Source organism: Thermococcus sp. ES12, from assembly GCF_012027515.1.
In the GTDB taxonomy this organism is placed as follows: Archaea; Methanobacteriota_B; Thermococci; order Thermococcales; family Thermococcaceae; genus Thermococcus; species Thermococcus barossii.
The window spans coordinates 684,296-697,107 of sequence record NZ_SNUP01000001.1 but is presented as its reverse complement, the minus strand read 5'-3'; the positions used below and the strand labels follow the sequence as shown (position 1 = coordinate 697,107).

16 protein-coding genes and 1 tRNA gene are annotated in these 12,812 nt (G+C 55.0%); 8 read left to right on the top strand and 9 right to left on the bottom strand.

Annotated elements, in window-relative coordinates; all coding sequences use genetic code 11:
• Positions 1 to 37: 37 nt before the first annotated feature.
• Together rpsJ and E3E37_RS03910 are read left to right on the top strand one after the other, a co-directional pair.
• Positions 38 to 346, top strand: coding sequence for a 30S ribosomal protein S10 (gene rpsJ, locus E3E37_RS03915; RefSeq protein WP_055429342.1), 309 nt, complete (start codon positions 38 to 40; stop codon positions 344 to 346).
• 16 nt (positions 347 to 362) lie between these two features.
• Positions 363 to 449: transfer RNA gene (locus tag E3E37_RS03910), tRNA-Ser, on the top strand.
• A 181-nt stretch (positions 450 to 630) separates the two neighbouring features.
• Here E3E37_RS03910 and E3E37_RS03905 read toward each other — a convergent pair.
• The 3 genes from E3E37_RS03905 to E3E37_RS03895 form a co-directional block, all read right to left on the bottom strand.
• Positions 631 to 1,212 carry a nucleotidyltransferase domain-containing protein gene (locus E3E37_RS03905; RefSeq protein ID WP_167714972.1) on the bottom strand — a complete coding sequence of 194 codons (582 nt, stop codon included), beginning with the start codon at positions 1,210 to 1,212 and terminating at the stop codon, positions 631 to 633.
• Positions 1,205 to 1,537 (bottom strand): hypothetical protein, encoded by a 333-nt coding sequence (locus E3E37_RS03900; protein WP_167714970.1) that lies wholly within the window; start codon positions 1,535 to 1,537, stop codon positions 1,205 to 1,207. The genes E3E37_RS03905 and E3E37_RS03900 overlap by 8 nt, the downstream gene beginning before the upstream one ends.
• Positions 1,538 to 1,795: 258 nt before the next feature.
• A complete protein-coding gene (locus E3E37_RS03895) occupies positions 1,796 to 3,697 on the bottom strand; it encodes an aldehyde ferredoxin oxidoreductase family protein (RefSeq protein WP_167714969.1) in 1,902 nt (633 codons plus the stop codon).
• A gap of 161 nt (positions 3,698 to 3,858) precedes the next feature.
• On the opposite strand from E3E37_RS03895, the gene E3E37_RS03890 reads away from it, so the two are divergent.
• Positions 3,859 to 4,017: a hypothetical protein gene (locus E3E37_RS03890; protein ID WP_167714967.1), complete on the top strand. Its 159-nt coding sequence runs from the start codon at positions 3,859 to 3,861 to the stop codon at positions 4,015 to 4,017.
• Between the two features lies 1 nt (position 4,018).
• Here the strand turns inward: E3E37_RS03890 and E3E37_RS03885 are convergent, their stop codons facing one another.
• A complete protein-coding gene (locus E3E37_RS03885) occupies positions 4,019 to 4,858 on the bottom strand; it encodes a class I SAM-dependent methyltransferase family protein (protein ID WP_167714965.1) in 840 nt (279 codons plus the stop codon).
• Positions 4,859 to 4,985: 127 nt separating this feature from the next.
• Here E3E37_RS03885 and E3E37_RS03880 point away from each other — a divergent pair, with 127 nt between their 5' ends.
• The 3 genes from E3E37_RS03880 to E3E37_RS03870 all read left to right on the top strand — a co-directional run bounded on the left by E3E37_RS03880 (position 4,986) and on the right by E3E37_RS03870 (position 6,530).
• On the top strand, positions 4,986 to 5,321 hold the full coding sequence (locus tag E3E37_RS03880; RefSeq protein ID WP_088865771.1) for a hypothetical protein: 336 nt from the start codon (positions 4,986 to 4,988) through the stop codon (positions 5,319 to 5,321).
• 181 nt (positions 5,322 to 5,502) lie between these two features.
• Positions 5,503 to 6,141, top strand: coding sequence for a CRISPR-associated protein Cas4 (cas4, locus tag E3E37_RS03875; protein ID WP_167715404.1), 639 nt, complete (start codon positions 5,503 to 5,505; stop codon positions 6,139 to 6,141).
• A 149-nt stretch (positions 6,142 to 6,290) separates the two neighbouring features.
• Positions 6,291 to 6,530 (top strand): ATP-binding protein, encoded by a 240-nt coding sequence (locus tag E3E37_RS03870; RefSeq protein WP_167714963.1) that lies wholly within the window; start codon positions 6,291 to 6,293, stop codon positions 6,528 to 6,530.
• Here E3E37_RS03870 and E3E37_RS03865 read toward each other — a convergent pair.
• Positions 6,508 to 7,383, bottom strand: a complete 876-nt coding sequence (locus E3E37_RS03865) for an MBL fold metallo-hydrolase (RefSeq protein WP_167714961.1) — start codon at positions 7,381 to 7,383, stop codon at positions 6,508 to 6,510. The genes E3E37_RS03870 and E3E37_RS03865 overlap by 23 nt on opposite strands.
• Before the next feature lie 74 nt (positions 7,384 to 7,457).
• A complete protein-coding gene (locus E3E37_RS03860) occupies positions 7,458 to 7,637 on the bottom strand; it encodes a hypothetical protein (protein ID WP_055429436.1) in 180 nt (59 codons plus the stop codon).
• 183 nt (positions 7,638 to 7,820) lie between these two features.
• On the opposite strand from E3E37_RS03860, the gene E3E37_RS03855 reads away from it, so the two are divergent.
• The gene (locus E3E37_RS03855; protein WP_167714959.1) at positions 7,821 to 9,128 is read left to right on the top strand and encodes a 2,3-diphosphoglycerate synthetase; all 1,308 of its coding nucleotides are present in this window, start codon (positions 7,821 to 7,823) and stop codon (positions 9,126 to 9,128) included.
• Positions 9,125 to 10,015 carry a 2-phosphoglycerate kinase gene (locus E3E37_RS03850; protein WP_088864677.1) on the top strand — a complete coding sequence of 297 codons (891 nt, stop codon included), beginning with the start codon at positions 9,125 to 9,127 and terminating at the stop codon, positions 10,013 to 10,015. Before E3E37_RS03855 ends, E3E37_RS03850 begins: the two co-directional genes overlap by 4 nt.
• Here the strand turns inward: E3E37_RS03850 and E3E37_RS03845 are convergent.
• From E3E37_RS03845 to E3E37_RS03835, 3 genes are read right to left on the bottom strand one after another with little or no spacing between them, the layout of a single operon-like run.
• Positions 9,981 to 11,516, bottom strand: coding sequence for a metallophosphoesterase (locus tag E3E37_RS03845; protein ID WP_206204027.1), 1,536 nt, complete (start codon positions 11,514 to 11,516; stop codon positions 9,981 to 9,983). The genes E3E37_RS03850 and E3E37_RS03845 overlap by 35 nt on opposite strands.
• 5 nt (positions 11,517 to 11,521) lie before the next feature.
• Positions 11,522 to 11,929 carry a cyclic nucleotide-binding/CBS domain-containing protein gene (locus tag E3E37_RS03840; RefSeq protein WP_088864676.1) on the bottom strand — a complete coding sequence of 136 codons (408 nt, stop codon included), beginning with the start codon at positions 11,927 to 11,929 and terminating at the stop codon, positions 11,522 to 11,524.
• Positions 11,930 to 11,973: 44 nt separating this feature from the next.
• Positions 11,974 to 12,765: a class II glutamine amidotransferase gene (locus E3E37_RS03835; protein WP_167714957.1), complete on the bottom strand. Its 792-nt coding sequence runs from the start codon at positions 12,763 to 12,765 to the stop codon at positions 11,974 to 11,976.
• Positions 12,766 to 12,812 lie beyond the last annotated feature (47 nt).

Below are 12,812 nucleotides of genomic sequence, written 5' to 3'. Positions count from 1 at the left end.
TTTCCTTTACTTCCTTGAACTTTTAGGAGGGACTGAAATGCAGAAGGCAAGGATTAAGCTCGCAAGCACCAACATTAAGGCCCTCAACGAGGTCACCGACCAGATCAAGCAGATAGCCGAGAGGACAGGTGTCAGGATGAGCGGCCCGATACCGCTCCCGACCAAGAGGATAAGGATCACCACCAGGAAGAGCCCTGATGGTGAGGGCACTGCCACCTTCGACAAGTTCGAGCTCCGCGTCCACAAGAGGCTCGTGGACATCGAGGCCGACGAAAGGGCCATGCGCCAGATCATGCGCATCCGCGTTCCGGAAGATGTCACCATCGAGATCGAGCTCATCTCATGATTCTCCTCCTTTTTGCGCCGGGGTAGCCTAGCCTGGGAAGGCGCGGGCCTGGAGAGTCCGTGGGCGTTTGCCCGCCAGGGTTCAAATCCCTGCCCCGGCGCCATACAAACTTTCGCTTGGCGAAATTTTGATCAAGTTACGCAATTCTAAATATTGCCTTTTGGAGGGGGTTACTCTTCAATTAGCAGGTTATAACGTTACACTCACCACAAGGCACCCTGAGACGCCGGAATAGGATTCCAACGGTTCGATGATGACTTTCTACACCGAGGTATTCGAGGATCTCATCCAGGGGAAGGCATCTCCCGGGAAAACTCACCCATTATGAGTGGAGCGTACTCGTATTCAATCCCCCATCTCGATAGGAATTCCTTGAATTCAAACGTCGCATTTACTGGCACCAAAATTACCCCCGCGGCAAGCTCGACGGCGTTGAGTTTCTGGAGCACTCCCCCCTGTCCCTTCCTTCCCCTCAGGCTGTATATGAACCTCACCTTTTTGCTACCGGTGAGACCTGAATATGAGAATCTAAAGAGAGTGTAGCCTTTGGCATTGAGCACCTCGTGTAGGAATTCGTTTTTGGTGAGGGAATAGCCTTCAACGAGCAACGCAAAGCTCATCAGGTTGTTCTCACTGAAAAGTTCCTTCATAAGGAAACCCTTAACGTCTAGCTCTTCAGGGGAGAATCCCCTATCTTCCAGTGCCGTCTTAAAACGGAACGCCACCTCGAATGGGTTCCCCTCAGTCAAAATCACGGCGATGTCTATGTCGTTGGGACTCTCTTTCCCCTTAACTGCGGAGCCATAGAGAAAGATATCCCAGACGTTTGGGTTTTCATCCTTAAAATCCCTGGCGAGCTCACTCAATTTTTTCTTTAAATCTGATAACGTCATTTCTAATCGCCACCAAAATGCGGTCATCGACCCTTTTTGTGTACGTGTCACGATAATAGGGGAAGTAGTAGCTTAGGATGTTGTACAAGTCAGGATAACGGGGCTTTAACAGCCGGAAGCGCTCGCTGTGGTTGTCGGGGAGCACTTTCAGGTCGCGCCAGAGAATGTAGTCAGCCATAGCCACGAGGGTCTTGAAGTACATCATGAAGGCGGCGTTATTAAGGCCCTGCTTAAACAAGAGCTCGGCACTCTGGAAGTATTCCCCTATGTTGTCCCTCAGGTCATCAAGTCTGCCCATGCTATCACGTTAACGGGTTAACATCAAAGGCCTATAAAAGGCTTGTGGTTAATTGGTTAACAAAAAAGGCTGAATAGTGGAGAAATGTTAAGGGGTTAACAGGGAAGCAAAGCCTGGCCCCTTCTGAGGTATCCTCTTTGTTAAACACTGGTTTCGGCGTGTCGAGAATAACCCCCTGTAGGATTCCATCGACCCTTCTTCCATCTTGAATGGCGAAGCCTCGGACAAAAATTTTTCGAAGAAGAAAAAGGGCAGGAATCAAATCCCCGCTCCAATGTCCTCGGCGATGTCCGGGAGGTCGAGGGCGATGAGCTTGGCCTTTGTCGGGATTCCGTCCCTGCTCCAGCCGCGGGCCTGGTAGTACTCGTCGAGCATCCTGTCGAGCTCCCAGGGCGGGACGTGGAGGCCCTTGCTGACACCCTCTGGAATCGGCTCCCACATGATCCTGTACGGGAGCGTGTCGTCCTTCCTGGTGAAGCCCTCGCGGACGTTGAATGCCCTTGCGATGTTCATTATCCTCTCGCCGATGACCATCAGCTCGGCTTCACCGATGTTCATGCCGGTGACGGCCTCAACGAGCGGCGGGAAGCCCTCAAGGAAGTACATGTGCCTTGAGAACTTACAGACACCGGTGGCGTCGTAGACCGCCATGAGGTTCTCGTGGAAGGCAATCTCGAAGCCCTTGTTCTCGCCCTTGGTCCTGTCCACGCCGTCGAACTTCCACCACCTGCCAACGAGCTCGGTTCCGTAGGCGCCGCTGGTGAGGTGGTCGGCACCGCGGACGTTCACGGCAAATGCCAGTGCCATTCCCTTTATGCCGCGGACGTCGTAGGCAGGTGGCTCCATGCCCTTGACGTGGAGGGCAAACTTCTCGCTTCCCCTGCCGAGCCTCTCGCTGGCCCTCTTGACGCCATCCGCCAGAAGCTTTCCGAGGTTGCCCTCGCGGTAGGCCATCTTCTTGAGGGCCTCAACCGCGGCCTCGCCGTTTCCGAAGGTCAGCTCAAGGCCGTCAGCCTCCTCCTTGGTGAGAAGGCCCCTCTCGTAGGCTTCCATGGCCCAGGCGATTGTCACACCGGCTGAAATCGTGTCGAGGCCGAGCTCGTCCGCGAGGTAGTTGAGGTAGGCAACGGTTTCGAAGTCGTCGAGCTCAAGGACTCCGCCGAATGAGTAAAGGGTCTCGTACTCAGGTCCGTCCGTCATGAAGGTGCCCCAGCGCTCGCTCTCGACCTTGATGTACTGGCTGCAGGGCTTGTTACAGAGCGGGCACGGTTTTCTTCCAACGCGGTACTTCGGCGCCCAGAAGTAGGGGTCTATTCCGATGTGCTCCCTGCCCTCCTCCTTGGCCTTCTCGTAGGCCTTCTTGAAGAAGCCCATCTGCCAGTTCCTGACAGGGAAGGTTCCGCGCTCGCGGTTCATCCAGTCGAGGAACTCGCCGCTTCCGTAGTCCATGTCGGCCTTCGTGGCCGGGTGGTCCTTAAAGACCATCGCCCACTCCTTTATCAGCTCGCGGAGCTTCTCGGGCTGGGCTATCGGTATCTTCTTGGTCCCCTTGACGAGGATTCCCTTGAGCTTCTTGCTTCCGAGAACTGCTCCGGGGCCGCCCCTACCGGCCTGCCTGTCGTCGGTCTCTATCGTGGCTATCCTGCTGAGGTTCTCGCCGGCCGGGCCGATGAAGGCCGTTGCGAAGCCTGGATACTCTTCCTTGGCCTTCTTCCTGGCCTCTCCGGTGGTGAGGCCCCAGTACTCCTTCGCTGGGACGAGCTTCACCTCGTCGTCTTCTATGACGAGGAGGACGGGCTCTTCACTCTGCCCCTCGATGATGAGGACGTCGTAGCCGGCCTTCTTCAGCTCCTCGCCCATCTTGGCTCCGGCCATCGAACGGCCGTAGGCACCGGTGAGGGGGCTCTTGAAGTTGAAGGCCGTCTTTGAGCCGGTTCCAATGCCGGTTCCAACAAACAGACCGGGGGTGATTATCATCTTATTCTCCGGTCCGAGGGGATCAGCTCCCGCAGGAACCTCGTCGTAGAGAAGCCTGGCACCGAAGCCAACGCCTCCGAGGTACTTTCTCGGGAACTCCTCTGGGAGGGGCTCCACCTTGACCTCCTGGGTCGTCAGGTTGACCCTCAGAATCTTGCCCCAGTAACCACCTTTCGCCTCCATATCAGAATCACCTCGAAAGATTTTCGGGTTGAAAGATATAAGGTCTTCGCAAAAGGAAGCGTTTCACCACTCATCTTAAGTTAAGTTCATCTGTTAACTGGATGTACCCCGCATGCCCAAAGGTTTATGTGGTGGTGCGGAAACTTCCATCGGTGAACTGAATGGATGAGCAATTCAAGGCATGCAAGAACTGCCGCTGGTTCGGGCCGATAGATTCCTGCATTCCCACCCACGGAATATGCAGGAGGCGCATGAAGACAGTCCACATGAACTTCGTCTGCGACGACTGGGAGCCTCTCTGGGGCGGGATGGGAGAATAGCTCATTTTTTGAAGACCCTCACATCGACGACAACGTGCCACACTCCAGGAGCGTAGCGCTTTATAACCAGCTCGTTGAGCTTTTCCACCTCATAACCGTGTTCCCTTGCAATCCTTCTGAACGTCTCAAAGGGTTCCCTGGGCATTAGCCTTTCCGGCACGGTGTTGTGGTAGTGAATTATCGCCTCGTCCTTGGCTATGCTGAGTGCCTTCGGTATGAACTCGTGGGTTTTCACCACATAGCCCATGAGAACCCTGTCGGCTATGTCCTCCCCCGGAAAATCGCGGTTGTCGATGTTGTAGGCAGTCATCCTGTCCTGAACCCTGTTGAGCTCGATGTTCTCAACCAGAAAGCGGAAGGTGTACGGGCTCTTCTCTATGGCAATTACCCTGGCTTTTCCGTGGACAGCCATCGGGAGGCTGAGGTGGCCGATTCCGGCGAACATGTCCACGACCAGCTCGCCGGGCTTTGCGACCTTTGCCATCCTCACGCGCTCCTTCACGTTTGCGGGCGAGAACATTATCCTTGCCACATCGAGCTTGTATTTAATCCCGTTCTCGACGTGGACCGTTATCGCGTCGTTTCCGTAGAGGAGCTCATAGTTTGTCTCTCTGAACTCGCCGCCTATTCTGCCCTTTCTGAGGACTGTTTTAACGCCGAGAACTTGAGCGTAGACCTCGGCTATCCGGTGTTTATGGGGTTCGAGCTCCGGCCGTAGGGGGAGGATTAGAACGTCGCCTATCCTAACCCAGTGCTTCGGGAGCATCTGGATTAACTCCCCGGGGAGTTCGCGGGACAGTATCTCCCGGATGCGCGGCTTTATCAGTTGCGTCTTTCCCATCGGCCTTACTCGACCCGGAAACCTTAAAAAGTCTTCTCCCGTCATTTCGGCAAAAAGCGAGGAGAAAGCCTTAAAAACCTGAAGGCCGAATTTAGAGCGAGAAATCCTCCGGAGGTCGATGAGGAGTATGGATGATGAGCCCTCAAGTAGTTGGTTTTCCCGTCTGTTTAAGTCACGTGAAAAACCCGCCCTTCTTGAGCAGAAACTGAGTCGGGAGGCATACGAGGACTACAGGCAGCTTTTGATGAAAGCCCGCCCCGAGGTGAACGGCTCGAAGCTCACCATCAGACTCTCGGATGGAACGGTTGAGCTTGAGGACGGGGTTCTGAGGGTGAAGGCCCGGAACAGGAAGACCGCGGAGAAGATACTCCGCAATCTACATCACTACGAGCAGCCACCGAGCCTCTGGCCCGCGTACGGCCTCAGCTACTCGCTCAAGAGGAAGAAGGGCACGATACTTTGATTTCCCCTCCTTCAACTTTCCCCGGATTCTTCCCCAAACCTTTAAATGGTGGGGCAGTCTTAACTCTCCAAGCGGATGACGACCCTTGCCCAGTCTGATGGGTGATGACGTCGGTATTAGCTGACGCAGGGGCGGAGAGGTTCGCGGGCCGATGACCCGTCCCGTCACTGGAGGGAACACCATGAGCAACAACGGTCACGATGAGGGTGAGGAACTCATAGAGTTTTACGCCAGCGAGGCATTAACCTGCCCCAGGCGAATATACTTCCGGCTGAAGGGTTACCCCGAGAGATGGCCGGAGTTCGTTAAGGTGAGGCTCAACCAGGGGGTAAACACCCACAACGTCCTCGGTGAGATTCTACAGAAACGCTTTGGATTTGAGCTTGAGAAGCGAATGGTTCTGCGCTCGAACAGGCTCGGCTTCGAGATACACGGCCGGGTTGATGCCATAAGGGACTTTCCCATTGAAATCAAGGGGAAGACGAGCCTTCCGCGGAGTCCCTACGACTACCATCTGGCGCAGCTCAACGTGTACCTCCGCTGGGCCGAGGCGGAGTACGGGTACCTCTACTACATCAAGCTCCACGAGGAGCCCATGAAGGTTATAAACAAAATAGACTTCTCGCGCTTCCCGATAGTCAGGGGACCGAACTTCAGGGCCTTTGAGGTGCCCTACGACGGTAAGCTCTTCCGCGAGACGCTGAGGCACTTCTACTCCGTCAAGAGGGCCTACGAAAAGGGAAAGCCCCCGAGGGGCGAATACTCCTACGCTTGTCGCTTCTGCCCCTACCGCTACCTGTGCTACCCGGACGAGGAATAGATTTGTGGTTACCAACCCCAAAATTTTCAGAAACTTATTGGTTAGTAACAACAAAGTTTAAGGTCACCTCTGCATAGGGGAGATTCTATGAGAGTTAAAGAGCTCAAACGCAGGGGGAGCTCTTCTACTGGCGGGACGAGAAGGGTGAGGTGGACTTCATCCTCAGGGTCAACGGGCGCTTACTCCCTATCCAGGTGACCTTTACCCTTGAAGGAACCTTTGACAGAGAGGTTAAGAGCCTCACCAGGGTCGCGAAGAGTCTGGGGGCCAGGAACGGGCTGGTGGTTACATGGGAAGAGGAAGATGAGACGCTGATTGATGGAATTGCCGTTAGGGTGGTTCCCCTCTGGAAGTTCCTGACAGGTTTCAATCCTTTCTCACCCACTTGAGACCTCTCTCAACCCTCGCCTCGACTTTCCCCTCGTTGTAGAGCGTCGCTATAAATGCCCTGAGCGGAACGAGGTTCAGGGCGAGCTTCTGGGGCGTTGGCTCGGCCCCGTAGTGCACCATTATCCTGAAGGCAAGTTCATCGAGACTCATCGGCTCTTTGGGGAGCTCCAGGATCAGCCCCTCGACTTCTTCAACGCGCTTCATGTTGAAGCTGAGGAGTTCAAGCGCTTCCTCACCCTCCACCGCCTTCCCGTGGGAGGGGATCAGCAGAAAGCCCTTCTCTGCATAATTCTGTAATTCTTTAATTGAAGCTTTAAAGAGTTCTGGATCGACCAGATACGGCAATCCCACGGCCTCTATCACCCTCTCCCCGAAGAACGCATCCCCTGCGTAGATGAGCCCGTTTTCCTCGTCCAGAAAGCCCGTCATCCCCGGCGAATGGCCGTTCAGCTTGATGGCTCTCAAACCAAAGGGTTCGTCGCCCCACTCGAAGACGGCGTGAACCTTAACCTCCTCAGGAAACTGGAAGACGAGGAACCCCTCCGGTGCCTTCGAGCCGAAGGTGAGAAGCTCCCTGTTGAGCGGGCTCTCGGCGATGGAGAATTCAAAGCGGTGCATGAAGAGCGGCGCGTCAATCTTCGGCGCGACGGCAATGTGATCCGCGTGTCCGTGCGTTGCGAGCTGGGCATATATCTCAAGCCCAAGCTTTCTGACCTCCCTCCTGAGGTCCTTATGCCTTCCGCTCCCGTGGCCCGGGTCAACGAGAACGGCCTTCCCATCGGATACCCTCACCAGTGTTGAGGGGCTACCGGGATAGAGATAAACCGAATCTCCTAACTTCCTCAGCCCCATGATACCACCAAGGATATTAGGCGCAGGAGAATAAAAGGACATCGGGGGTAACACAAGGAAAAAGAAGGGAAAAATCAGACGTGCCTCGGGTAGAGGGTCTTCTTGCCCTCGTCTTTGGCCCTCTTGACGGCCTTCTCGATGAGAGCCTTGATCTCGGCCTCAAGGGCCTCGTAGAACTCTGGGTTAACTCTCATCTCGGGCTCTATGGCCTTGACGGCTTCCTTAACCTTGGACTTAACTATCAGCTCAGCCATTTCCAACACCTCCATCTCAGGCACCGCCGTGGGGCGGTTGCCACTTATTTTACCCCTCCGGGGTTTATAACCCTTCCTACGGTTCCTTGGGCGATGTGCGTTTCGGTCCCAATTCGAAGGTGCCCCTTCTGGAATCCGGCAAAAGGTTAAATCCACCTAAGATTAGATGTTAACGGTGGTGTCATGGGAAAGGGAAGGCTCGTCCTGATTGACGGCGAGCATTATCCAGACGTTACCGCCTGGGCTGTAGAAAAGCTGGGCGATGTCTGCTGTGCCGTGTTTCTCGGCGGGACTGAGAAGATCGGGAGCATCGGTGAGATAGAGCGCAAGCTCGGCATTCCTGTATATTACGATCACGATTATTTATCCGCCCTCCGGAGGGCCCTGAGCGAGAATGAAATAACGGAGGTCGTTGACCTAAGCGACGAGCCGGTTATCAACTACGAGGATCGCTTTAGAATAGCCTCCCTCTGCATGTTCTACGGTGTTCCCTACAGGGGAGCCGATTTTCACTTCACCCCCCGCCCGCTCAAGAGGACGCGGAAGCCCAGCTTGGCCGTAATCGGGACGGGAAAGAGGGTCGGAAAGACTGCAGTGAGCGGATTCATAGCGCGAACCCTGAAGGAGATAGCGAGGCCGGTAATAGTGACGATGGGGCGCGGTGGACCGGCCGAGCCGGAGCTGATAGACGGGGAGAAATTCGAGATAACTCCTGAGTTTCTCCTCAGACTTTCGGAGAGCGGAAAGCACGCCGCCTCGGACCACTTCGAGGACGCCCTCACATCACGCGTGACGACCATAGGCTGTCGTCGTTGCGGTGGAGGTATGGCGGGCTTTTCATTCTTTGATATGGTTGACGAGGGCATAAAGCTCGCCGAGAGCCTTCCCCACGACCTAATAATCCTCGAAGGCAGCGGGGCAACCTTTCCCGCCTACCGCGCCGATGGCTACATACTAATAACCAGCGCAAGGCAGAAGCTGGACTTCATTGGGGGCTACTTCGGCCCCTTCAGGATAGCCCTGGCGGACATAGTAGTCGTTACCATGGCGGATGCCGTGAGTGAGGGACGTCTCAGGGCTCTGAGAAAGGCCATAGAGTCCATCAATCCCTATGCGGACATACATTTTACGGTCTTGCGTTCAAGGCCCCTCGGGGACGTTTCGGGAAAGAGGCTTGGCCTCGTCATGACCTCCAGCGACGCCCTTCCGAAGGCGGGAGAGCGGCTTGAAAAGCTGGGGGCGGAAATAGTGTGCGCCTCCGCCAACCTCTCCAAAAGGAGTCTGCTCATTAAGGATCTGGAGGCCTTCAGCGGGATAGATGCCGTGGCGGTCGAGCTCAAGGCGGCCGCCGTTGATGTCGTCACCAGGTGGGCGCTGGAGAACGGGGTCGAGGTGATATACCTGGACAACGAGCCGGTTAACGTGGACGGCAAAGACCTGCGGGAGGCGGTGTTGAGACTGGGACGCTCGATTCTGGAGGGAGGGAGATGATAATCGTAACGGACCCTGAGAGAAAAATACGCCTGCCCTTTTCGAGGGGCATCCTGACGCGCTCAATAACCCTCGCCGGCGTTGAGGTGGGCATAGCGTACATAATCGCCACAGAGGTTCAGAAGGAGCTTAACGAAGAGAAGCGCAAACTGGTGACGACGGAGGAGATACGCGAGCTAACTTACAGGAAGCTCATCGAGCACGGACTCGGCGAGGCGGCAAAGCGCTACCTATTCTGGCGCCAGCTCAGGAGGCTTAAGATACCCATAACGATACTCCTTGGAGGAGCCACCGGTGTCGGAAAATCCACGATAGCCACCGAACTGGCCTTCAGGCTCGGCATACGGAGCGTCATCGGGACTGACACGATAAGGGAGGTCATGCGGAAGATAATCGCGCCGGAGCTCCTCCCGGACATCCACACCTCATCGTTCCTGGCCTGGAAAGCCATACCCCGGGAGGGGGGAAGTGAGTCCGCCCTGATAAAGGGCTTCAAAAACCAGGTCGAGCACGTCTCGGTGGGCATAGCGGCGGTTCTCGACAGGGCCTACAAGGAGGGGTTCAACGCGATAATTGAGGGCATTCACCTCGTTCCGGGCTACGTTGAACTCAAGGAGAACAGCTTCATGTACGTGATAACCGTGGGCAGTAGGAAGGATTTGGAGGCTAGGTTCTACGAGAGGGCGCGCTACAGCAAGAGGTCGGCCGATTACTATCTGGAACACCTCGATGCGATAATGGAGATACAGGATTTCATCGTTGAAAGAGCCAGGGAACACAGGGTACCTGTCATAAACAACGTCGAGCTTGAGAAAACTGTCAACGCGATAATGGAGGACATAATGGGGAGGCTCATGGAGAGGATGGAGACAAAGATGAAGGCCTGAACGGTGCTTTTATCTTCCATATCCCCACGAGCCTTCCGGAGCCCCACGTCGCTTGAATCTCGAAAACGACCACCATGTCCCGGTAGACGTCTATCACGTTGAACGTATTTCCGTACGGGTTTCTGTGAAGCTCCCAGCTTATAGAGCCAGCGTTGATGATGGGGGTTTTCTCGACTTTGATTCCAAAGGAGTTCCCGCCGTGTCCGGTTAGAACGAGGTTCGCCTCCCGTTTTGTAATGACGCGGAGAACATCGCCGGCATCTTCCAGAAACCCAACCTCCCTGCTCCTTGGTATGGGGACTATGTTGTGGTGCATTACAACGACCGTGAAGCTCTCACGGTACTCCTCCAGGCGAAGGGCGAGCTTTCTCTGTCCTATTCTCCCCACGACTCCTATCGGCGTTTCGTACTGGGCGCTTATAACCGGAATGAATGTGAAGCCCCCGAGTTCCTTTATCTCCGGCTCGCCGAAGTATTCCAGAAACAGGTCGTAGCCGAGGTAGGTTATGTCGTTGTGGCCCGGAACGACGAGCTTCTCCGTCTTTATCCTCTCATAGAACTCGTAGGCCCTCTCGTAGTAGCGCTCTATGCCCATGTCAACGACATCGCCGCAGTGGATAACTATGTCCGGTTTAAGCTTCTCGTTTATGGTTCTGAGGGCGTTCTCCAAGACCTTGCGCCTGAAGTACATCCTGTCCGAGACGTTGCTCTCGCTCATCTGAACTACTCTGAGAAGCCGTTTGCCCCGGGGAATGAAGAGCTTTGGCTTCACCGGCCGGTGTTCCTTTCTGAGCTCCTCACCCGTCACCCGTCTTATCGTGACCTCTATTCTGCCGTCGTCGTGGAGCGTTATAATGTTGTAGCTGTTGACGTCGCCCTTGCGGGTTTTCCTGCAGGAGGCGCAGCCCGCGTTGTCCACCACCATGTCCTCGATGCGATAAACGTTGGGCACGTGCTTGTGTCCGCAGGTGTATAAGTTGACTTCGTGCCTGAGGAGGAGGTCCAGAACATCGCCCGCGTTGAAGAGTACGTTCCTTTCCCGTCCAGTGTCCGGGAGGGGCACTAAGTGGTGATGGGCAGCCACTATTTTGAACTTCCTGTCGGAGTACTCCTCAAGCTTTTTCTTGAGCCACCTGAACTTGTGACCGCCGACGCGGCCGTCGCTGAGGTCCGGGATCGTGGAGTCAACCCATATTACGACGCCGTCCTTGAACTCAAAGACGCCGTTCAACGGCCCGATGAATCTCTCAAAGAGAGTGTAGCCAACGTTTCTGACGTCGTGGTTTCCGGGAATGACAACGAGGGGTTTCTGAATCTTTTTCAGCTCGTAGCTGGCCCTCTCGTACTCCTCACGGAGTCCCTGGTTGGTCACGTCGCCCGTGTGTATGACAAAGTCAAAATCTCCCCTGTTTATCTCGTTGACTATGAGGTCGTAGGCGTACCCCTTGTAGGCACTCTCTCCCGTTATGTGGGTGTCGCTTATGTGAGCTATCCTTATCATGGTCATCACTCAGCCGCTATGGCTGTCTCAAGTCTTCTTCTGCTTGCCGTGAGGAGGTCGCTGAGGGAGAATATTCCCACGATTCTTCTTCCTTCCCTGATCAGCATGTGCTTGATGCCCTTCTTCGCCATCAGATCCAAAACCTCTCTGAGGGGCGTGTTTGAGTCCACCGTTATCAGCTCGCTGCTCATTATGTCCTTTACCGGGGTCGTGTTTGGTAGCCCCGGAATGACCACGCGTCGTATGATGTCGCTCTTTGTGAAGAACCCAACCACTTCACCGTTCTCAATGACGACCAGAGAACCGATGTCGAACTCCACCATTACCTCACAGGCCCGCTTTATCGTATCGTCCGGCTCGACTCCAATGAGCTTTCGAGTCATGTAGACCTTGATGGGGGCATTCGTGTCCATTCCACCACCCAAAATAAAAATAGGGGAACATCGTATATAACGTTTCACAGGTGAACCCTCTTGACCTCGAAAGAATCTTCGTGGATGCGCACAAAGAACGCGGTTTCATTCGGCGCTACCTCGTATTCCGCGGGATGATAGAGCTCCAAGGTTGATGAGACGGCCGCGAAGAGGTTCTCCTTCTCCAGTACAAGGAGCTTGCCGTAGTCGTAGTTGAGGGGATTCTTCATGTATTCGTCGCTCATCCTTGCGGTGATGAAGGCCACGAAGTCCCCAGTCGAGCGATAGAAGAGCGTCACCGTGTTGTAGAGGGATTTCGTGGTTTCTTCAATGGTTCTGTAGTGAACGAGTAGATTGCTCAGAGTTGGGCTCTGAAGCTTTCTGCACAGGTATGTCGCAAAGACGTAGGTGTCCGAGACGTTTTCCAGCTCGTTCTCGTCCAGGTCCGCCAGCTGTATAATTCTGGACTTGTCGAGGTCGCCGTTGTGGATGAGCCAGAAGGTGAAGCCGTGCCTTGAGGAGAACGCGAAGGGCTGAACGTTAAACAGGCTCTTAATCCCCTGGGATGCCGCCCTGGCATGAACCATGAGCGTTACGAAGCCCTCCAGCTCACCCCTGAGGAACTCAACCGCATCCGTGTCTTCAAACACGGGCTTCATTGACCTGTAGTGTCTCACGTTTCCGTTCTTGAGCAGCACGTAACCCCATCCATCGCGATGTTGTTTCCCCCTTCCGCGCTTTTCCTTGTAGGGGTCGTTTTCGGACGCCTTAACCAGCGCGTCCAGAAGGGGGATGATATCCCTCCCATATCCTGTCGCAAAGAGGATTCGGCACATGTTCTCCACCGGGCGATATTACTCTGCCAATCCCAAAAGCTTTTAGG